20 protein-coding genes are annotated in these 19,584 nt (G+C 70.3%); 13 read left to right on the plus strand and 7 right to left on the minus strand.

The features are described from left to right. Position 1: 1 nt before the first annotated feature. The 5 genes from nirB (at position 2) to AB0J66_RS00510 (ending at position 5,010) form a co-directional block, all read left to right on the plus strand. On the plus strand, positions 2-2,458 hold the full coding sequence (nirB, locus tag AB0J66_RS00490; protein WP_364654397.1) for a nitrite reductase large subunit NirB: 2,457 nt from the start codon (positions 2-4) through the stop codon (positions 2,456-2,458). Further along, positions 2,455-2,751: a Rieske 2Fe-2S domain-containing protein gene (locus tag AB0J66_RS00495; RefSeq protein ID WP_364654399.1), complete on the plus strand. Its 297-nt coding sequence runs from the start codon at positions 2,455-2,457 to the stop codon at positions 2,749-2,751. Before nirB ends, AB0J66_RS00495 begins: the two co-directional genes overlap by 4 nt. Before the next feature lies 1 nt (position 2,752). Continuing rightward, positions 2,753-4,075: a nitrate/nitrite transporter gene (locus AB0J66_RS00500; protein ID WP_364654401.1), complete on the plus strand. Its 1,323-nt coding sequence runs from the start codon at positions 2,753-2,755 to the stop codon at positions 4,073-4,075. Positions 4,076-4,218: 143 nt separating this feature from the next. Next, on the plus strand, positions 4,219-4,506 hold the full coding sequence (locus AB0J66_RS00505) for a DUF4287 domain-containing protein (RefSeq protein ID WP_364654403.1): 288 nt from the start codon (positions 4,219-4,221) through the stop codon (positions 4,504-4,506). A 33-nt stretch (positions 4,507-4,539) separates the two neighbouring features. Further along, positions 4,540-5,010: a GNAT family N-acetyltransferase gene (locus tag AB0J66_RS00510; RefSeq protein WP_364654405.1), complete on the plus strand. Its 471-nt coding sequence runs from the start codon at positions 4,540-4,542 to the stop codon at positions 5,008-5,010. Here AB0J66_RS00510 and tsaA read toward each other — a convergent pair. The 3 genes from tsaA to AB0J66_RS00525 form a co-directional block, all read right to left on the minus strand. Beyond that, positions 4,993-5,394 (minus strand): tRNA (N6-threonylcarbamoyladenosine(37)-N6)-methyltransferase TrmO, encoded by a 402-nt coding sequence (tsaA, locus tag AB0J66_RS00515; protein ID WP_364654408.1) that lies wholly within the window; start codon positions 5,392-5,394, stop codon positions 4,993-4,995. The two genes, AB0J66_RS00510 and tsaA, sit on opposite strands and share 18 nt — an antisense overlap. A 1-nt stretch (position 5,395) precedes the next feature. Beyond that, positions 5,396-7,276: a Na+/H+ antiporter NhaA gene (locus tag AB0J66_RS00520; RefSeq protein ID WP_364654410.1), complete on the minus strand. Its 1,881-nt coding sequence runs from the start codon at positions 7,274-7,276 to the stop codon at positions 5,396-5,398. Between the two features lie 379 nt (positions 7,277-7,655). Then, on the minus strand, positions 7,656-8,078 hold the full coding sequence (locus AB0J66_RS00525) for a MarR family transcriptional regulator (protein WP_364654411.1): 423 nt from the start codon (positions 8,076-8,078) through the stop codon (positions 7,656-7,658). Between the two features lie 66 nt (positions 8,079-8,144). On the opposite strand from AB0J66_RS00525, the gene AB0J66_RS00530 reads away from it, so the two are divergent. The 7 genes from AB0J66_RS00530 to eno all read left to right on the plus strand — a co-directional run bounded on the left by AB0J66_RS00530 (position 8,145) and on the right by eno (position 15,322). Next, a complete protein-coding gene (locus tag AB0J66_RS00530) occupies positions 8,145-8,549 on the plus strand; it encodes a hypothetical protein (RefSeq protein ID WP_364654413.1) in 405 nt (134 codons plus the stop codon). A 373-nt stretch (positions 8,550-8,922) separates the two neighbouring features. Continuing rightward, on the plus strand, positions 8,923-11,172 hold the full coding sequence (locus AB0J66_RS00535) for a hypothetical protein (RefSeq protein ID WP_364654414.1): 2,250 nt from the start codon (positions 8,923-8,925) through the stop codon (positions 11,170-11,172). Positions 11,173-11,276: 104 nt separating this feature from the next. Next, entirely contained in the window at positions 11,277-12,401 is a 1,125-nt protein-coding gene (locus AB0J66_RS00540) for a CHAT domain-containing protein (protein ID WP_364654415.1), read from the plus strand. Then, positions 12,398-12,736, plus strand: a complete 339-nt coding sequence (locus tag AB0J66_RS00545) for a hypothetical protein (protein ID WP_364654417.1) — start codon at positions 12,398-12,400, stop codon at positions 12,734-12,736. The genes AB0J66_RS00540 and AB0J66_RS00545 overlap by 4 nt, the downstream gene beginning before the upstream one ends. Before the next feature lie 74 nt (positions 12,737-12,810). Continuing rightward, a complete protein-coding gene (locus AB0J66_RS00550) occupies positions 12,811-13,422 on the plus strand; it encodes a chemotaxis protein CheB (RefSeq protein ID WP_364654418.1) in 612 nt (203 codons plus the stop codon). 7 nt (positions 13,423-13,429) lie between these two features. After that, complete coding sequence (locus AB0J66_RS00555) at positions 13,430-13,933, plus strand: hypothetical protein (RefSeq protein ID WP_364654420.1); 504 nt, start codon at positions 13,430-13,432, stop codon at positions 13,931-13,933. Positions 13,934-14,056: 123 nt separating this feature from the next. Continuing rightward, positions 14,057-15,322 carry a phosphopyruvate hydratase gene (gene eno / locus AB0J66_RS00560; protein ID WP_364654422.1) on the plus strand — a complete coding sequence of 422 codons (1,266 nt, stop codon included), beginning with the start codon at positions 14,057-14,059 and terminating at the stop codon, positions 15,320-15,322. Here eno and AB0J66_RS00565 read toward each other — a convergent pair. Next, positions 15,304-15,627: a hypothetical protein gene (locus AB0J66_RS00565; RefSeq protein ID WP_364654424.1), complete on the minus strand. Its 324-nt coding sequence runs from the start codon at positions 15,625-15,627 to the stop codon at positions 15,304-15,306. The two genes, eno and AB0J66_RS00565, sit on opposite strands and share 19 nt — an antisense overlap. 69 nt (positions 15,628-15,696) lie before the next feature. After that, the gene (locus AB0J66_RS00570; protein ID WP_364654425.1) at positions 15,697-16,089 is read right to left on the minus strand and encodes an MmcQ/YjbR family DNA-binding protein; all 393 of its coding nucleotides are present in this window, start codon (positions 16,087-16,089) and stop codon (positions 15,697-15,699) included. Between the two features lie 80 nt (positions 16,090-16,169). Between AB0J66_RS00570 and AB0J66_RS00575 the strand changes: the two genes are divergently transcribed. Further along, positions 16,170-17,249, plus strand: a complete 1,080-nt coding sequence (locus tag AB0J66_RS00575; RefSeq protein WP_364654427.1) for a diguanylate cyclase — start codon at positions 16,170-16,172, stop codon at positions 17,247-17,249. Here the strand turns inward: AB0J66_RS00575 and AB0J66_RS00580 are convergent. Together AB0J66_RS00580 and AB0J66_RS00585 are read right to left on the minus strand one after the other, a co-directional pair. Next, entirely contained in the window at positions 17,144-17,497 is a 354-nt protein-coding gene (locus AB0J66_RS00580) for a leucine zipper domain-containing protein (protein WP_364654428.1), read from the minus strand. The two genes, AB0J66_RS00575 and AB0J66_RS00580, sit on opposite strands and share 106 nt — an antisense overlap. Positions 17,498-17,552: 55 nt before the next feature. Then, positions 17,553-19,331, minus strand: coding sequence for a carbohydrate-binding module family 20 domain-containing protein (locus tag AB0J66_RS00585; RefSeq protein ID WP_364654430.1), 1,779 nt, complete (start codon positions 19,329-19,331; stop codon positions 17,553-17,555). Between the last annotated feature and the right edge of the window lie 253 nt (positions 19,332-19,584).

Genomic DNA, 19,584 nt, shown 5'->3' on the forward strand with positions numbered 1-19,584 from the left:
TATGCGGCAGCGACTGGTCGTCATCGGCAACGGCATGGCCGGCGCCCGGACGGTGGAGGAGATCCTCGCCCGCGGCGGGGACTTCGAGATCACCATGTTCGGCGACGAGCCGTACGGCAACTACAACCGGATCATGCTCTCCAACGTCCTCGCGGGCGTGGAGGACGAGTCCGGCATCTTCCTCAACGATCTGTCCTGGTACGCCGACAACGGCATCACGCTGCACGCCGGCTCCCGGATCGCCCGCATCGACAAGTACGCGCGGACCGTCGTGGCCGAGGACGGCTCCGTCACCCCGTACGACAAGCTCATCATCGCGACCGGCAGCCGGGCCTTCGTCCCGCCCATCAAGGGCGCGCACCGCCCGGGCCGCGGCTACCACCAGGGCGTCTTCGCCTTCCGCACGCTCGACGACACCCGGGCCATGATCCGCTACGCCAAGGAGCACGAGCGCGCGGTCGTCATCGGCGGCGGGCTGCTCGGCCTGGAGGCGGCCCGCGGCCTGCAGAACCACCTGCCGCACGTGACCCTCATCCACGCCGCCGGGCATCTGATGAACGCCCAGCTGAACGCCGACGCCGGGCGGATGCTGAAGGAGACCGTCGAGGCCAAGCTCGGCATCGAGGTCGTCACCGACGGCATGACCACCGAGATCCTCGGCAAGCACGCGGTCACCGGGGTCAAGCTGGCCGACGGGCGGGTCATCGACTGCGACGTCATCGTGGTCGCGGCCGGCATCCGGGCCAACTCCGAGATGGCGGCGGCCAGCGACCTGCCGGTCGAGCGCGGCATCGTCGTCGACGACCAGATGCGCGTGCAGGACGAGGACGACATCTACGCGGTGGGGGAGTGCGCCCAGCACCGCGGCGAGGTCTACGGCCTGGTCGCCCCGCTGTGGGACCAGGCCAAGGTGCTGGCCGACCACCTCACCGGGGTCAACCCGTTCGCCGAGTACCACGGCTCGCAGGTCGCCACGAAGCTCAAGGTGGCCGGCGTCGACGTGGCCGCGATGGGCCTCAAGGAGCCGGCGCACCCCGACGACGAGGTGCTCACCTACGCCGAGCCGAAGAAGGGCGTCTACAAGAACGTCATCATCCGCGACGGCCGCCTGGTCGGCGCGACCCTGATCGGCGACGTGCGCAAGGTCGCCTTCCTGATGCAGGCCTTCGACCGCGGGCTGGCCCTTCCCGAGGAGCGGGCCGAGCTGATGTTCGACCTGGGCGGCCCGGCCGGCGAGGTCAGCGTGGCCGACATGGCCGACGACGAGCAGGTCTGCAACTGCAACGGGGTCAGCAAGGGCACCATCTGCTCGACCGTGCAGAGCGGGTGCAAGACGGTCTCCGGCGTGATGGACAAGACCCGGGCCGGCAAGGGCTGCGGCACCTGCAAGAGCGTGGTCCAGCGGATCGTCGAGTGGGCGGCCGGCGGCGAGGTCGAGGAGGACCCGGCCGCCTCCTACTACGTGCCCGGCATCCCGATGCCCAAGCCCGAGCTGATGAACGCGATCCGGCTGCACTCGCTCAAGAGCGTGTCGTCGGTCTTCGCCAAGCTCGGCGGCGAGGAGGACGCCAAGAGCAAGATGGGGCTGGCCTCGCTGCTGAAGATGATGTGGGGCGGGGAGTACGTCGACGAGCGGGACGCCCGGTTCATCAACGACCGGGTGCACGCCAACATCCAGCGCGACGGCACGTTCTCGGTCGTCCCGCAGATGAAGGGCGGCGTCACCACCCCGGCCCAGCTGCGCCGGATCGCCGAGGTGGCCGAGAAGCACCGGGTGCCGATGGTCAAGCTGACCGGCGGCCAGCGCATCGACCTGCTCGGCATCCCCAAGGAGAAGCTGCCCGAGGTCTGGGCCGATCTGGACATGCCGTCGGGCTACGCCTACGGCAAGAGCTTCCGGACGGTGAAGACGTGCGTCGGCTCGGACTTCTGCCGCTTCGGCGTGGGCGATTCGACGGCGCTGGGAATCGCGCTCGAGGAGCGTTATCAGGGCATCGAGGGGCCGGGCAAGATGAAGCTCGCGGTCACCGGCTGCCCGCGGAACTGCGCCGAGGCGTACGTCAAGGACCTCGGGGTCGTCGCCATTGACGGCGGCAAATGGGAGATCTACGTCGGCGGGGCGGCCGGGGCCCACATCCGCAAGGGCGACCTGCTGGCCACGGTCGACAGCCCTTCCGAGGTGATCCTTTTGACCGGCCGGTTCCTGCAGTACTACCGGGAGAACGCCAACTGGCTCGAGCGGACGTACGCCTTCGTGCCGCGCGTCGGCATCTCCCGTATCCGGGAAATCGTGGTCGACGACAGCGACGGCATCGCGGCCGACCTCGACGCCGCGATGGAGGCATCGGTCGGCGCCTATCGCGACCCGTGGAAGGACCGCGACGAACCGGCGACGCCCGGGCAGTTCCGGACCTCCCTGCCGCTGATCGTCCTGCCCCAGGTCCCGGTGCGCGCATGAGGCCGATCGCATCGATCCACGACATTCCGCTCGGTGAGGGCCGCACCTTCGCCGTCGACGGCGACATGGTGGCCGTCTTCCGTCTGCGCGACGGCTCGGTCCGCGCGCTCTCCGCGGTCTGCCCGCACAAGGGCGGCCCGCTGGCCGACGGGCAGATCGACCTCAAGCAGGTCATCTGCCCCCTGCACCTGAACGCCTGGGACCTTCGCACCGGATGCTCGCTCAGCGGGCAGCAGGACGTCGCCGTCTATCCGGTCTCTGTTGCCGACGACAAGATCATGCTGGGGGATTGACGTGACTGCTGTCTTGGAACGCCCCGCCGCCTCATCGGTTCGGGGTCATTGGATCGACGACTGGCGGCCGGAGGATCGCGCTTTCTGGGATGCCACCGGGTCCCGCATCGCCCGGCGCAACCTCATCTTCTCGATCACCTCGGAGCACATCGGCTTCTCGATCTGGTCGCTGTGGTCGGTCATGGTGCTGTTCCTCGGCCCGTCCTACGGCATCGACCCGGCCGGGAAGTTTCTCCTGACCGCGGTGCCGACGCTTTTCGGGGCGGCGCTGCGCATTCCGTACAGCTTCGCCGTGGCCCGTTTCGGCGGCCGCAACTGGACCGTCTTCAGCGCGACGCTTCTCCTGGTGCCGGCGATCGCGGCGGCCTTTCTCATCCGGCCCGGCGTCTCCTATACGACGCTGCTGATCCTGGCCGCGCTGGCCGGCGTCGGCGGCGGCAACTTCGCCTCGTCGATGACGAACATCAACGCGTACTACCCGGACCGGCTCAAAGGCTGGGCCCTCGGCATCAACGCCGGCGGCGGCAATCTGGGCGTGGCGGCGGTGCAATTGGTCGGCCTGTTCGTGCTCGCGGTCTTCGGCGCCGGACACCCGGGAATCGTGGCCGGCATCTACATTCCGCTGATCGTGCTGGCCGCGCTCGGCTCCGCGCTCTACATGGACAACCTCTCCCAGGTCCGCAACGAGAAACGCGGCATGCGGGACGCCATGCGCGAGCCGCACACCTGGATCATGTCGCTGCTCTACATCGGCACCTTCGGCTCCTTCATCGGCTTCGGCTTCGCCTTCGGCCAGGTCCTTCAAGTGCAGTTCCACACCGAGTTCAGTACGCCCGTGAAGGCGGCCTATCTGACCTTCCTCGGCCCGCTGCTCGGCTCCCTGATCCGCCCGGTCGGCGGCGCGCTGGCCGACCGGCTGGGTGGCGCCCGGGTCACGTTCGTCAACTTCATCGCCATGGCCGTGGGCGCCGCCATCGTCCTGCTGGCCGCCCAGCAGAGGTCGCTGCCGCTCTACATCGCCGGCTTCGTCGTGCTGTTCGTCCTCACCGGCATCGGCAACGGCTCCACCTACAAGATGATCCCGGCCATCTTCCGCGCCAAGCACCCCGGCGACGAGCACGAGGCCCGCCGCCTCTCCAACGCCGTCATCGGCATCGCCGGCGCCATCGGGGCCTTCGGCGGCGTCCTGGTCAACCTGGCCTTCCGCCAATCGTTCCTGTCCACCAAGGAGGCCGACGCCGCGTACATCGCCTTCATCGCCTTCTACGCCGTCTGCGTCCTGGTCACCTGGGCCGTCTACCTGCGCCCGAAGACCCGCGTCTGACCCGCTCGGCGCCGTCCCCGCCCGTGACCCGGGCCGGGACGGCGCCGGCGTGAGTCACCTCACATCCATCGCGCCGATGACATCTCCCCGCCCGGCTGGTCTGACGAGATGCCAGAACACATTCCGAAGGGAAGGCGCGAACGATGAGCTTCCAGGCGTATCTCGACAACATCGAGGCGAAGACCGGACTGACCCCGCGCCAGTTCATGACCCTGGCCCACGAGCGCGGTCTCGACCAGCCCGCCACCAAGGCCGGCCAGATCGTCGAGTGGCTGAAGCAGGACTACGGCCTCGGCCGAGGACACGCCATGGCCCTGGTCCACGTCATCAAGAACGGCCCCAAGATCGGCGACAAGCACGTCGGCACGTCCGGCCCCCACCGCGACGACTCCGACACGCTGTGGCTCGACGGCGTGCAGAACCGCCCCTGAGCCCGCCGGCCACGGCTCGGTAGGTTGGCGGGCATGGTGGAGGTGCGGCTGCAGCCGATGACCGAGGACGAGTACAAGCCGTGGCGGGCGGAGGCTGAGGCGCACTACGCGCGCAGCGTCGGCGCGGCCGGGCGGTCGGCGGGGGATGCGGCCCGCGAAGCCGCCGAGACTTACGCGCGGCTCTTGCCTGACGAATTCGCCACCCCGGGTCACCACTTCTGGTACGCCTACGACGGGGAGCGGCGGGTCGGGTTCCTCTGGATCAAAGTCACCGATGACACGGCGTTCGTCTACAACGTCGCTGTCGAAGCTGAGCTTCGCCGGCAAGGCTACGGCCGGGCGATCATGCTGGCGGCCGAGCGCTGGTGCCACGAGCAGGCGCTGCGGCGGATCGGGCTGCACGTCTTCGCCCACAACACCGGGGCCCGGGCCCTCTACGAGCAGTTGGGCTTTGCCGAGACGGGGCGCAACATGGCGAAGGACCTCTCACCGCGCCGCGTCTAGGACGGGCTTCAGGTCGACGATCGGGGTGCCGTCGACCGCCTCCAGGTCGGCGACCTGCACCCGCCGGCCGTCGAGGGCAAGAATGCGGACCCGGTGCAGGCCGATGGGGTTCGGGCGGTCGGCCGAACGGGTGCTGAAGACGCCGGTCAGCGGGGCGCGCGGGTCGTCGCGCGGGTGGACGGCCAGGACCGAGCGGTCGGCCCGGTGCAGCCAGGTCAGCACGAACACCTCGTCGCCGACGGCGAGATCCCGCAGGCCGTCCACGACCGCGGGATCGAAGGCCAGCCACGCGGAAGGGCCGCCCTCGGCGCCCTGCTTCGGCGCGAGGGCGGGATCGGTCAGGGGCGACTCGACGACACCGATCGGGGCGAGGGCGTACGTCATGTCAGACCGCCGTTCGTTTTGAGGCGATCTTGGCGCGGATACGGGCCAGCTTGATCGCTTTTTCGAGGGTCTCCACATCGTACGAGCCGTAGTGTCTCTGGCCGTTGACGAAGAACGTGGGGGTGCCGGCGACGCCGCTGAGGTCGGCCGACTCGACGTTGGCGGTGATCCGGTCGGTGCAGTCGTCGCGCATCATGTCGGAGTGGAAGCGGTCCTGGTCGAGGCCGAGCTCGCCCGCGTAGCCGATCAGGTCGGCGATGCGCAGGTGGTCCTGCCGCTCCAGCAGCAGATCGTGCATCTCCCAGAACTTGCCCTGCAGCCCGGCCGCCTCGGCCGCCTGGGCGGCGATCTGCGCCTGCGGGTGCACGTCGGTCAGCGGCAGGTGACGCCACACGTAACGCAGATCGTCGTCGGTCATCAGCTCGCGGACGATCGGCTCGGCCTGCCCGCAGTACGGGCACTGGAAGTCGCCGTACTCCACCAGCGTGACCGACGCGCCGGCCGGGCCCCGCACGTGGTCGCGGTCCGGGTCGACCTCGGGGATGAGGTCGATGATGTCGTCCGAGTCGCCCAGCAGCAGCACCGCGCGGCGGGGCCGGGACTGCATGTTCGTGATGCGGAAGACCAGCCACGTCACGATGGTCGCGCCGACCCCGGCCAGCAGCACGCCCAGCTTGGCCTCGGCCAGCTCCGGCCCCTCGAAGGCCAGGTTGGCGATCAGGAACGACACGGTGAAGCCGATCCCGGCGATGGTGCCGGTGCCGAGCACCGACGACCATCCCACGGACGGCCGTACGGCGCCTTTGGTCACCCACGTGATCAGCGCGGACACGCCCGTGATGGCGGCCGGCTTGCCCACCACGTACGCCACGATGACGCCCAGCGTGACCGGCGACGTGAGCGCGCGCCCCAGGAAGCCCGCGTCGATCGCGATCCCGGCGTTGGCCAGGCCGAACAGCGGCACGATCAGGTAGTTCGTCCAGCCGGACCAGGTGCGCTGCAGGCGGTCGTTCCACGACAGCGTGCTGACCAGGCCGAACCGGGCATAGCGGGCCAGCTCGGGCGTCGGCTGCTCGCGGAACGAGCGGAAGAGGTCACTGGCCTCCTGCAAGGCCTCACGGGCGGGGGTGTACGCGGCCGCGGTGAGCCCGAGGATCAGACCGGACACGACCGGGTCGATGCCGCTCTCCAGCATCGCCACCCAGAAGGCGACCCCGAACGGCACGTAAGCGAAGCCGCTGCGGATCTTCAACCGGACCAGCAGGAAGGTCAGCGAGTAGAAGAACGCCGCGAAGAACAGCGGCATCCAGCTGATCTTCTCGCTGTAGGCGACCGCGATGACGATCAGCGCCACCACGTCGTCGACCACCGCCACGGTGACCAGGAAGAGCCGGGCCTGCACGGGCACGTTCCGCCCGACCAGCGCCAGCAGCCCCAGCGCGAGCGCGGTGTCGGTCGACATCGCCACGCCCCAGCCACCGGCCGTGTGCTCGCCCGCGTTGAAGGCCAGGAAGATGCCGACCGGCAGGGCCATGCCGACCACGCCGGCCGCCGCGGGCAGGATGAACCGCCGCCGGTCCCGCAGGTCGCCCAGGTCGAACTCGCGGCGCGCCTCCAGCCCGACGACCAGGAAGAAGATCGTCATGAGGCCGCTGTTGACCCACTCGCGCAAACTCAGGTGGATGCCGTCACCGCCGAGATCGATGCTGAGATCGGTCTCCCAGAAATGCTCGTAGCTGCCGTCGGCCACGTTGGCCCAGACCAGGGCGGCGGCGATCGCCACCAGCAGCACACTGGCGCTGCCGGCCTCGGTGCTCAGGAACTGGCGCAGCGGGTTGGCCACCCGCCCCCTCCAGGGCGTGCTGGCGGATTCGTCGCTCACGCGTTAGACCCAACCACGGACCGGCCTCGGTCGCCACGATCTGTGATCAGCGCCGTACCGCCCCACACCGGCCCCGTCGAACAGGCCGCCACCCTCGCATCCCACCGCGCCGCCTTTCTCGCCGGCGCCGTCGAACAGACCGCGACCCTCGGCGCCGCCTTTCTCGCCGGCGTCGTCGAACAGGCCGCCATCCTCCGCGCCGCCTTTCTCGCCGGCGCCGTCGAACAGACCGCGACCCTCCGCGCCGCCTTTATCGGTGGCGCCTGGGTCAGGGGGCTGCCGCTCTCGGATGCCTCAGCGTCGCCTTGCCCGGTGGCGTCCGGGTCAGCGCGCTGCCGCCCATGGATGCCTCCACGCTGCTTTTCTCGGCGAGCGCGGGTCAGCTGGTCTCGGTGAGTTTGGCGAGCAGGGCGGACAGTTGCTCGCGTTCCGTGGGGGTGAGGGGGTCGAAGACCTCGTCTTGAACGCGTTCGAGAAGCAGGTCGAGGCGGGTCAGCTTTCGGCGGCCGGTCGCGGTGAGCGTGACGACGTTGCGGCGGCGGTCGGTGGGGTCGGGGGAGCGCTCGACGAACTGGTGGCCGGTCAGCTCGTTGAGGACGGCGACGAGGTCGCTGCCGAAGATGCCCGTCCGCCGGCTCAGCTCGGCCTGGCTGGCCGGCCCCTCTTCGTCGAGCGCGGCCAGGACCGCATAGTGCCACTTCCGGGTCCCGGCGTCGGCCAGGCGCTCGTTCACCAACCGATCCGACCGCATGGCCGCCATCGACAGTCGCCGTGTCGTCAGTCTTTCCAGCCGCTTGCTCACACCCGGCAGTTTACAACTTCCGTTAGTGGCCCTAACGTTAGGGCCACTAACGAATTGGAGGCACTCATGGCGATCGCTTTCGGCCCGCAGCTCATCGGCTGCACCGAGAAGGCCCTCAACGCCATCCTGGCCCGTGAACTGGCCGGCACGGGGGTCACCGAGCCCCAGTGGGTGGCGCTGACCATGACGATCCTTCGCCCCGGGGCGGTCGGGCCGATCGGCGACGCGCTCAAGGTCGACGAGGCCACCGCGCGGCGGCACGTGGCCGACCTGGCCGCCCTGGGCCTGGCCGACGCCATCACAGTGGAGGCGACCGCGGAGGGCCGGGCCCTGTGGGAAGGCGTCCGAGCCGGCACCGCCGAGATGACCGCCCTCCTCTGGGGTGATCAACCGGAGGCCGATCTGGCCGTGACCGCCCGGGTCCTCAACACCATCCTGCAGCGAGCCGACGCCGTGCTGCCGCAGGCGTGACCGGGCGACGAGCCGGCGCGGTGCTTCCGCAGGCGTGACCGGGCGGCGAGCGGCGCCGTATTGCTGGAGGCGTGACCGGGCGGCGAGTGGCGCCGTATTGCTGGAGGCGTGACCGGGTGGCGAGTGGCGCCGTATTGCTGGAGGCGTGACCGGGCGGCGAGTCGGCGCCGTGCTGCTCGGGGCTTGACCCGGTGGCGAGGCGAGGGCGGGCTCGGCTGGGCGTGATCCCGGGCGGTCGGCGACGGGTGGCCCGGCCCGCGGGGGAGGTGAGGGCAGTGGATGCCACGGATCGTTATGCCGCCGCCTAAGTGGAGGGTCGCGGCGCGGTGTGGAAACGTGCTACCCCTGGAGCGTGGCCGAGGTGCGCAGGATCATGCGAAGGTCGCTGCGCGTTGCGGCGTGTGTGCTGCTGCTCGTGGTCGCGGCCGTGGCCGGCTGGCGCGGGGTCTTGGGGGTCAGCGATCAGATCGTTGCTCTCCACGGCCGGGAGCTGACGCTCGGGCTGGCGCTGTGCGCCGTCGCGGTCGGGGCCGTCACGGGCGCCGTCCGGGTGGGCCGGGGGCCGGTGCGTGACCTGTGGGCCCTCCTCGTGCCGATCGTCGGCGCCGTGGTGGTCGTCGGGCTCATCGTTCTCGCCACCGCCTGGCTCTACCACGACCACCTGCTGGCGGGTTACGTCACCGCCGGCCTGGCGATGCTGCTGCCCGCCGGCTTGCTGGGTTACTTCATCTCCGGCGGCGGAATCGAGCTGGACGCCGACTCTTTGCTCGTCATGGCGGTGACGTTGATACCGTTCGGCGGCGGGGCGGTGAGTTTCGCCGTCGTCTCGCAGGCCCGGGGGCACGGCGCCGTCGCCAGCCTGTTCGGCGTCCTCGGGGTACTCGTCGTGGGCAGCACTGTGACTGCCGCCGTGATCGGCTCGCGCCGCAGCTGGCCGCGCCGGGCGATCGGGGTGTCCCTGCCTTTGCAACTGGCCGGTCTGGCGCCGGCGGCCGGCTCCGTCCTGTTGGCGATCACGCCCGACTACGGCGGCGCGCTCGGCGATCTGCCCCTCAGCCTGTTCGGCGTGATCGCCCAGACTGCCGGCGTGGTGGTTCTCGCCGCCCTGGTCCAGGGTGCCCTGCTCGCCTGGCTGGCCCCTGGTCTGCCGCCCGTCGAGGTCGGGCCGACCTCGTCTTACGGCGAGGACGCCTCCGGCTGGGAGGAGGAGCGAAGGTACCTCCAAACGAGAATTCTCACGGTGGACCGGAGCAACCGCGACGAGGCCGAGCGCCTTCGTGACCGGCTCGATCGCGGCGACGTGCGACATCGCCGGGGCGGCGCCGCGCGATCCCGGCCGGTCCGGACGGCCGTCGCCGGCACGTCGCCCCGGGCCCGGCCGCTGATGACCGCCGCGGTGGTCACCGCGGCGGTCGACGTCGCCGAGCGCACCGGGCTGGTCATCGACCTCGTCTGGCCGCGGATCGAGATGGTCCTGCCGTCCGAGGTACGCCGGCGGATGCGCCGGGCCGACCGGTCGGTCGCCGGCCTGCGGGTGGCGGTGGCCGGCGTGCTCGCCACCGCGATCACCTGGGTGGTCCCCCTCGCCGGGCAGGCCGGGTCGCTGGTCGGCAACCTCGCCCCGGTGTTCGCCTTGCTGCTGGTCGCCGCTCTGCTGCTGACCAGCCTGCGGGCCCGGGTGTCGGAGCTCTACCGGCGGCGGGCCGACGCCGTCGAGATCTACCGGTTCGACCTGGCCCGGTCGCTGCACGTGCCGATCCCGGCCGAGCCGGGCGCCTTCGCCCGCTCGGCCGGGGTCCTCATGGGCACGGAGCCGGCCCCCGAGCTGACCGTGGAGCCGGCCGGGGCGATCCCCGCCGTCACCGGGCGGCTCTCCGAGGAGACCGCCGACGACCTGCGGCGGCGCATCGTCGACGACGTCACCAGCGGCGTCGCCTCGGAGTTCCGGCGGTTGCACACGCGTCAGGATCAGATCGAGCGCCTGGTGCGCAGTCCGTCCCTCGACCGCGACCAGCTGGACGCTCTCGCCGAGCGGGTGGCCGAGCAGGCCGCCGAGCCCGTCAGCGAGCGGCTCGGCGAGCGGATGCAGCAGATGCAGCAACACCTCTACGACCACATCGGCGTGGTGGTCGAGGGCAGTCTCGAGGCCGCGGTCAACGGGCCGCCGCTGGCCAACTTCACCGGGTTCATGGTGATCGACCTGACCCGGGAGGGGGAGGGGCGGCCCTCGCACCGGGCCGGGCAGATGCTCACCGCGCCCGCGGGTGGGCTGCTCGAGCTGTCGCTGTTCCTGATCCGGGACGAGAAGGCGCGCGGGGCGGCGCCCCGGCTCGAGTCGGGGGAGCAGTTCTTCGTGGCCGAGCCGATCCAGATCGAGGGTGGCCGCGTGGCCGGGGTCGTCGAGTTCGAGGCGGTGGCGGACAGCCCGACCCTGCACGCCAAGCCCAACCGGCGAAATCTCACCGTGGGCGCGGCGGCGGCCGAGACCATGTTCGCCTTCGCCATGCCGGCCACCCCGGGCCGGCACGAGATCTGGTTCCAGCTGTACCAGGGCGGCCGGCTCATCCAGGCGGTCGCCGTCACCGTCGAGGCCGAGGCGCACCAGGTTCCGGTGGACGAGTGAGCCGCCGGCGCGCCGCGGTGACGGTTCGCGCGACGCGCTCGGGAACGGTCACCCACGTGACGTTCTCGGCCGCGCTCCGGTCCGTACCGGACCTGAGGTTGACCTTGCCTGATGCCGGGACCCTGGCCGAGGCCCGCAAGTCGCTCGACCAGAGGCTGGCCGACCTCAAGGACGCGCTGCCGAAGCTGGAGGTGGCCGACGAGGACGCGGCCGAGGTGTACCACCGGCTGCGCGGCATCGGCATGCTCCAGATGTTTCTGATCTTCCGGACGCGGGACAACGTGCTGGCCGTCCAGAAGTTCTGGCGCAGCGCGGTCCCGGTCCGCCATCCCCGGTTCCCGCCGCTGGTGGAGTGCGTCGGCGAGCTCGAGGCGCTGCTGCCGATCGAGTATCTGCCGGTCTTCGTGCCCACCGGTGAGCGGCGCGTCGGCAACCGCGAGCAACTGGTCGAGGCCTGCCGCGACTTCGCCGGCTTCTCCTGCATCGTGCGGCGCTCGTTCGCCTCGGCCCCGGTGCCGCAGGATCTGGTGCTGCGCCTAGGGGCGCAAGGGCGGCTGGCCGTACGGTTCCTGTACCACGACGGTCTGCCGGGCGCCGAGCTCGAGTTGCGGTGGTTCACCGAGACCGCCGCCTCGCACGTCGAGGTCGAGGGACCGTTCCCGACCGGCCGGGACGGCGGGCCGAGCCTGAGCGACCAGATCTGGGATCCGCGGTCCTCCCTGTCCGGCGAGACCGGCCGGCGGCCCGACCAGATCCAGCATTTCGCCTGCCACTGCTACGCCGGCACGGGCGACCCGCTGGGCAACGAGATCGAGCTGCAGGGCGGCGGGCGTACGGTCGGGATCCGTCTCGACGAGCTCGGCGCCGACCTGACCGACCGGCACTTCAGCCGCGGTGACCGGGCCGCGGAGATGCCGCTCGTGGTGATGAACGCGTGCGGAGCGTCGCGGGTGGCGGCGAGCAGTTCGCTGTCGTTCCCGTGGCTGTTCCTCAACAACGACAACCGCGGCTTCATCGGCGCCGACATCGAGGTGCCGGACGATCTGGCCGCCGAGTTCTCGGCCGCCTTCTACACCCGGCTCATCCTGCGCCGCGAACCCCTCGGGGCCGCGTTCCACCAGGCCCGCCACCACCTGCTGACCGAGTTCGGCAATCCGCTCGGGCTCACCTATTCCGCGTACGCCGACCCTGATCTCCGCATCGCCGCCGAACCCCAGGAGGATTCATGACCGACAACTCCGAGACGATCCGCGTCTTCGGCCTCGACGACGGCCAGGCCGGCCGGGCCGAGCGGGGCCTGTTCCGCCGGGCCGACGAGTTCCGCCTCGGCTGGGGCGACGTCCCGGCCGAGGTGCTGCGGGAGCGCATCGAGACGTTCCTCGCCTCCATGCGCTCGGTGCTGGCCGGCGTGGACACCGCCTTCGGCGAGTACCGCCTGGACCAGGTGCAGATAAGTGCCGAGGTCAGCGCGAAGGGCCAGGTCTCGTTGCTGGGCACCGGCGGCGAGCTGGCCGGCAAGTCCGGCCTGACCTTCACCTTCAAGATTCCCGACGTTCAGCCCTGATCACCGGCGGTCGGCTTCGTGCTGATCCACGCCGACCGGTAGCGTTGAGCCTGTACCGACGACGGAGGTCCTGGGTGAACCACAAGCCGATCGACGACAAGTTTCCGATCATCGCGCTTGTCTGTTCCACCGGTGGTCTTGATGCTCTCACCCGGGTTCTGGCCCCGGCCTCGGAGGACTTTCCGGCGGCGATCATCGCCTTGCAGCACCTCGACCCGGCCTCTCCCGCCTTTCTGGCCGGCCTGCTGGACGAGCGGACTGCTCTGCCGGTCGCGACCGCGGCGGACGGCGACCGGCTGAGCCCGGGCCGGGTCTGGGTCACTCCGCCCCGGCATCACACCCTCATCACGCCCGATCAGTCCATCGCGTTGATCGAATCCGGGGCGATACCGCCCGCGCGCCCTTCGGCTGATCTGTTGCTGACCACCCTCGCCCTGACCGCCGGTCCACGTGCGCTGGCTGTGGTGCTGACCGGCCAGGGCATCGACGCCGCCACGGGGGCCACCGCGATCCATCGATTCGGCGGCACGGTTCTGGTCGCCAGCCCGGACACGTCCACCGCGCCGAGCATGCCGCAGGCCACCATCGACCGCGACAGCATCACCGATCAAGTCGTCGCCCTCGACGACGTCGCTGGTTTGCTGCGCGCGCTGCCCCTGGTCCACACGCCGTCGCCCCAAGGCTGAGCCGCGGGTGCGCAAGCTTGATGTCGCGGTCGCGACGGCGGGTCTGCTCGTGGTGGTCTCCAGCTTCCTGCCCTGGTACCGGAGTCTGACGGCCAGCTCGCACAACGGTGTGGACAGCACGATCACCAAGACGGCCTCGGCGTGGACCGCCTCGACGTGGTGGAGCGTTGCGATCGTCCTGGCGATCGCCGCCACCGGCCTGTGGTTCCTGCTCCGCCGCCGGGTGTGGCGCTGGGTCGCGCCGGTTCTGGCCGGTGCGGCCGCTCTCGTCGTCGTCTGGGCGTGGCAGGCCATCCCGCCGTTGATCTTCACGGGCGGCGCCTGGACGAGCGACGCCGGCGGGGGCGGCGAAGTCGGCGACATCGTCCGCGACAATCTCCTGGAATACCACGTCGACGGCCTCGATTTCGACGTCGCCTGGGGCCTGTACGCCGGCCTGGCCGCCCTGCTTCTGCTGACCTCACTCCTCGTCGCCGCCGCCCTCCGCCGACAGGCCGCGGCTCGACCGTAAACCCGTACCCCGGGGTGCGGGTCAACGTGTTGCTTCTCGCCGCCGCGAAGGCGGCGCCACGGCGCCGGATCGTGCCAGTCTGGCCCGGCTGGAGAGCAAGCAACCGAGAGCAGGGAGTGTGCGATGACGGCGATCAGCCGCGTGATCGGACGGCAGATCCTCGACAGCCGGGGCAACCCGAGCGTGGAGGTCGACGTGGTGCTCGCCGACGGGTCGCTCGGGCGGGCGGCCGTGCCGTCGGGGGCCTCCACCGGGGCCAACGAGGCCGTCGAGCTGCGGGACGGCGACCCGGCGCGGTTCCACGGCAAGGGTGTGACCAAGGCCGTGGCCGCGGTGAACGGGCCGATCGCCGAGGCGGTGACCGGGCTGCACGCCGAGGACCAGGCACGCGTCGACGAGACGATGATCGAGCTGGACGGGACGAAGGACAAGAGCGGGCTCGGCGCCAACGCGATCCTCGGGGTCTCGCTGGCCACCTTGAAGGCGGCCGCCGTGGCCCACCGGCAGCCGCTGTACCGGTACGTGGGCGGGGTCGGGGCCCGGCTGCTGCCGACGCCGATGATGAACATCGTCAACGGCGGGGCGCACGCCGACAACCCGCTCGACTTCCAGGAATTCATGATCGCCCCGGTCGGCGCGCCGAGCTTCTTCGAGGCGGTCCGGATGGGCTCGGAGGTCTTCCACACGCTGCGCCGTTCGCTCGCCGCCGCCGGCCACAGCGTCAACGTCGGCGACGAGGGCGGCTTCGCGCCGAACTTCCGGACCGCCGCCGAGGCGCTGGACTTCGTCGTCCGCGCCATCGAGGAGGCCGGTTACCGGCCGGGCGAGGACATCACCATCTGCCTCGACCCGGCCAGCTCGGAGTTCTTCCGGGACGACCATTACCGGTACGCCGGCGAGGGGCGTTCCCGCAGCGTCGACGAGCACATCGCGTACCTGCTGGACCTGGCCGGCCGCTATCCGATCTCCTCCATCGAGGACCCGATGGCCGAGGACGACCTCGCGGGCTGGAAGACCCTCACCACGGCCGCCGGTGACCGTCTGCAGCTGGTCGGCGACGACGTCTTCTGCACCGACGCCGACCGGCTGCTCGACGGCATCGAGGGCGGCTACGCCAACGCGGTCCTGGTCAAGGTGAACCAGATCGGCACCTTCACCGAGACGCTGCGGACGGTCGAGACCGCGCACAAGGCCGGCTACCGCGTCGTCGTCTCGCACCGCTCCGGCGAGACCGAGGACACCACCATCGCCGACCTGGCCGTCGGCTTCGGCTCGGGCCAGATCAAGACGGGTTCGCTGTCGCGCTCGGACCGCACGGCCAAGTACAACCAGCTCCTGCGCATCGAGCAGGAGCTGGGCGACCAGGCCGTCTACGCCGGCCGGGGCTGAGTCAGGCGCTCCTCGAGGACCGCCCGCTCGCGCAGCACGTACCCGGCGTCGCCCAGATATTGCCGGTGATGCCCCGCGGCCAGGTGACCGGCGAACGCCGCGTCGCCGGCCGCGGCCCGGGCGCGCATGAAGTCGACCAGGGTGTGCAGCCGGGCGACGACCATGTCGATCAGTTGCGTACGCCCGGCGCCGTCCAATCCGTACCGGTCGCAGAACAACCCGAGCCGCTCGGCCTGCTCTGCGGTGCTGCCGAAACCGTCGACGCTGCCCGGCGCGGTCAGCGGCGCCCAGCGGTAGCTTCTCATGATCCCCGATGAGGCATCCGCGGCCACCGAGGCGGTCATGTTCCATGGTCCCGTGGCGCTCGCTCGGCGCTACTCGGCATCGAGGGCGGCGACGCGGCGTTTGCCGGCGGTCAGGCGGTAGCTGGCGTCGAGCAACTCGGCGATCTCGGCCCAGTCGGTGCGCGGGGTCAGGTCAAGACCGATCCACCCCGAGGGGCCGAGGTACGCGGGGACGTAGCAGTCCGGGTTCTCGAGGAGGGCTTCCCGTTCGCCGGGGCCGGGGAGGACGATCAGCGAGTGCGGGTGACTGACGTACGCGCCGTCGACCTTGACCGAGCCGCCGTAGTAGGCGAAGACCTTCGTCGTGTAGAAGGCCGGGTGGCCGTGGGAGATCTTCTCGGCGGCGCCGGGGAAGGCGAGGGCCACCGCGCGGATGCGGGCCAGCAGGGGATCCGCGTCGTCGAACATGATGGGGTGCGCCATCTTGACAGTTGAGCACAGGCCGGGCCGTGGGGCGATCCAGCCGTTAAGATCTCAGACTCGGGCGGCGTAGGGGGCGGGTGTTGACGAGCATCGAGGACCTGTCGTCGCAGCTGTCCGACGCGCTGGCCCAGCTCGAGGGGCTGCGCACGTTGCACGAGGTCAGCAAGGCGGTGCACGCGAGCCTCGATCTGACCCGCACGATGGACGCGGTGGTGCACGGGGTCACGAAGGCGTCCGGCTTCAAGGTCGCGGTGGTCAACCTGCTGCAGCTCGACGGCGATTTCTCGGTCGTGTCGGTGGAGGGGCCGGACGAGATCCGCAGCGAGTTGCTGGGGACGACGTCGACGCTCGATCAGTGGCAGGAGCTGTTCGGCCGGGGCGAGCAGTGGGGGTCGCTCTACTTCGTCGACCACAAGCACGGGATGCCCGAGACGATGACGGTGTGGACGCCGGACATCCCGGTGCCGGCCGAGCCGGAGGGGTGGCATCCGGAGGACTGCCTGTTCGCCCCGCTGTACGCGCCGGACGGCGAGCTGGTCGGGGTGCTCAGCGTGGACCTGCCGCGGGACGGGCGCCGGCCGGGTCTCGTCCAGCGGGAGATGTTGGAGCTTTTCGCCCAGCACGCGGCGATCGCCGTGCAGCATGCGCGCCTGCATCACGAGCTGGAGGAGAAACGGGCCCAGCTGCATCACGCGGCCACGCACGACCCGCTGACCGGGCTGGCCAACCGGACGCTGCTGCGGGCCTTCACCGAACAGGTGCGCGGCGCCGAGATGGGCGTCCTGGTGATCGACCTGGACGACTTCAAGACGATCAACGATCTGGGCGGGCACGACAGCGGCGATGAGGTGCTGCGGGTGCTCGCCGAGCGGATGCGCAAGATCGTCCGGCCCGGTGATCTGCTGGCCCGGACCGGTGGCGACGAGTTCGTCGTGGTGGTGACCGGCACGGACGTGGCCTCCGCGCTGAACAATCTGGCCGATCGCATGCATGTGGCCCTGGCGGCGCCGGTCGAGACCCGGATCGGGCCTCGACAGGTCGGCGCCAGCATCGGTCACGCGTTCGGCGGCGGCGATTTCGCCCAGTTGTCAGCCGCCGCCGACGCGGACATGTACCGGACCAAAATGCGGCACCGGAGCAGGCGCCCCATGGCCGTGTGACCACCTGCTCGAGCGCGTGAAGGGGTACGCCGCGCCGACAGCGCCTGGTTGTAGTGACCGATTCGCGGTGCTGCGGCGATCCGTCCGGCCGGCGTCGCCCTCAGCGGGCCAGCGGGCCGGCGGGCCAGCCACTTGTAGCCGGTGGCCCGAGAGCAGCCGAGCTCTTCGACCACATGCGCGACGGGGCCGCCATCGCCGACGGTGCGGAGGGCCGCCGACCCTGCCGATGCCGAGGCTCGAGATGGCACCCGTAAAACACCCCGCCGCCGACGACGGGGTGTTTCACGGGAGTTTGTTCCGTCGCTACGACCGCCAGGTGTCGTTCACGGTCAGCGTGCACGCCGAGCCGGTGTTGACGACACGGTTCGCGCCGCTTTCCCAGGTGATCGCCGAGCCGTTCTTCTTGACGTATTTGTATTCGATGCTGGTGTTCGCGGGCAGGCTCACCGTGCCCCGCCAGACCGGGTAGGTGGCCGACGAGAGCGCGACGCCGCCGCTGGTGTTCCAGTTGCCCAATTCGGCCCGGTTGCCCAGGACGAAGACGTTCTCGCCCCAGACCGTTGCCGCATTCGCTGCGAACGTCACGGCCACGGTGGTGCAGGGGTTGGTTGTTCCACCGCCGGACGTACGGGCGTTGATGTGCAGGGCCAGCATTCCGTTGGCCGGCACGGTCGCGGTGAACTGGCCGCTCGCGTTCACCGTGTAGGCCGTCCCCGAGCAGGTGGCGCCGTTGACGTCGCCGTTGGCGACGTCGCAATAGGTGCCCGCCGGCAGCGAAGTCTGGAAGGTGCGGCTGAGGGCGCCGCCGCGGTTGAAGACGGCGTACGCGGCCGAGCCGCGCCCGAACGCGATCTGGTTGCCGCCGTTCGACCACCAGTTGGTGACCGGCGTGCCCGCCGCCGCGTTGTGGAAGCCGACCAGGTTGGCCGTCGTGCGGTTACGGTGCTCGCACGCCCAGCCGTTGCCGCAATTGACCGCGGTCGTCGTTCCGTTCGACGACGCCGGCGGCCCGGCCTCCGGGTTGCTGAACGTGAAGCTGCTCATCACCGACGGCGTGCCGTACGGGTAGGCGAGCATGAACGCCTCGGACAGCGCGTAGTTGGTGCCGTCCTTGTAGGTCAGCTTGGCCCGGCCGTTGCGCTGCGTGTCGTGGTTGTCGATGAAGGCGACCGCGTCGCCGCTGCTCAGCAGCATCTGGCCGGGCAGGTTCTGCAGGTTGGCCAGGTTGCCGTCCCGGAACGCGTTGCCGACCACGTCGCCGTAGCGGAACTCGGTCACGTCGCCGATGCCGGTGTACTCCGAGGGGCTGGGCTCGCCGGCGCCGCCCTCGATGGTCTCCTGGAAGATGTACGGGGTGCCGCTGAGCTGCCCGTAGATTGCCTGGAGGTCGGCCACCGGGACGTGTTTGGCCGCGTCGACCCGGAAGCCGTCGACCCCCAGCGAGATCAGGTCGTTGAGGTAGGAGACGAGCTTGCCGCGCACGTAGCCCGACTCGGTCTTGAGGTCGGAGAGGTCCACCAGCTCACAGTTCTGGATCTCCCAGCGGTCACCCCAGTTGGCGATGTCGTCGGTGCCGTTGCGCCCGCAGTGATGGAAGTCGTCGTTGCCGTACGCAACCGCCGGGTAGCCGTAGTGACTGTAGGTCGACCCGGCGCTGCCCGTGCCGGTCGAGGCGCCGCCGGCCATGTGGTTGAGGACGGCGTCCACGTAGATCTTCACGCCGGCCGCGTGGCAGGTGCTCACCATGGTCGCGAACGCCGCCCGGTCGCCGCGCCGCGACACCAGCTGATAACTGACCGGCTGGTAGTCCTGCCACCACGGGTAACCCGCGCCGGGCAGCACCACGTGCTCCTGCGGCGGCGAGACTTGGACGCCACCGAAGCCCTTCGGACCGAGCACATTGGTGCATTCGGCGGCGATCGACGCCCACGGCCATTCGAAGAGGTGCACGATGACGTCGCGCGGGCCGGGATTGGCGTCCGCCTTGGCGTCGGCCTGCTCCGGCCGGCCGACCACCAGCACGCTCACGAAAGCGGCGAGCAGCGCCAGGACGGACGGAAGAACCCAGATTTTCCTTTTCACCGGTTCCCCTTTCACTTCAGGTAGGTGCCGCCGGAACCCACCTTGCCGGGGGCATGGCGTTCCGATCTTTCGATTGAGGGTCGTGACTACTTTTCACCCTGTTACCTGCGAGGGGATCAGTAACAGGGGGGTAATCCAGCGTTCACATTGGAACGGACGCTAGCAAGGGCTTGCAAAGATTGGAAGAGTTTTCCGGCATGTTGCAAGTGGGTCCAGGCGGTTACGATGCGCCGATGACCACGCCGGCCGGCCA

The organism is Actinoplanes sp. NPDC049598 (genome assembly GCF_040675435.1).
Classification (GTDB): Bacteria; Actinomycetota; Actinomycetes; order Mycobacteriales; family Micromonosporaceae; genus Actinoplanes.

Coding starts and splice junctions, on each gene's coding strand:
- AB0J66_RS00510 (WP_364654405.1), top strand. CDS start 4,540: ATGGTGGAGGTGCGGCTGCAGCCGATGACCGAGGACGAGTACAAGCCG.
- eno (WP_364654422.1), top strand. CDS start 14,057: ATGACGGCGATCAGCCGCGTGATCGGACGGCAGATCCTCGACAGCCGG.
- AB0J66_RS00505 (WP_364654403.1), top strand. CDS start 4,219: ATGAGCTTCCAGGCGTATCTCGACAACATCGAGGCGAAGACCGGACTG.
- AB0J66_RS00535 (WP_364654414.1), top strand. CDS start 8,923: ATGCGAAGGTCGCTGCGCGTTGCGGCGTGTGTGCTGCTGCTCGTGGTC.
- AB0J66_RS00530 (WP_364654413.1), top strand. CDS start 8,145: ATGGCGATCGCTTTCGGCCCGCAGCTCATCGGCTGCACCGAGAAGGCC.
- tsaA (WP_364654408.1), bottom strand. CDS start 5,394: ATGACGTACGCCCTCGCCCCGATCGGTGTCGTCGAGTCGCCCCTGACC.
- AB0J66_RS00565 (WP_364654424.1), bottom strand. CDS start 15,627: ATGAGAAGCTACCGCTGGGCGCCGCTGACCGCGCCGGGCAGCGTCGAC.
- AB0J66_RS00570 (WP_364654425.1), bottom strand. CDS start 16,089: ATGGCGCACCCCATCATGTTCGACGACGCGGATCCCCTGCTGGCCCGC.
- nirB (WP_364654397.1), top strand. CDS start 2: ATGCGGCAGCGACTGGTCGTCATCGGCAACGGCATGGCCGGCGCCCGG.
- AB0J66_RS00545 (WP_364654417.1), top strand. CDS start 12,398: ATGACCGACAACTCCGAGACGATCCGCGTCTTCGGCCTCGACGACGGC.
- AB0J66_RS00495 (WP_364654399.1), top strand. CDS start 2,455: ATGAGGCCGATCGCATCGATCCACGACATTCCGCTCGGTGAGGGCCGC.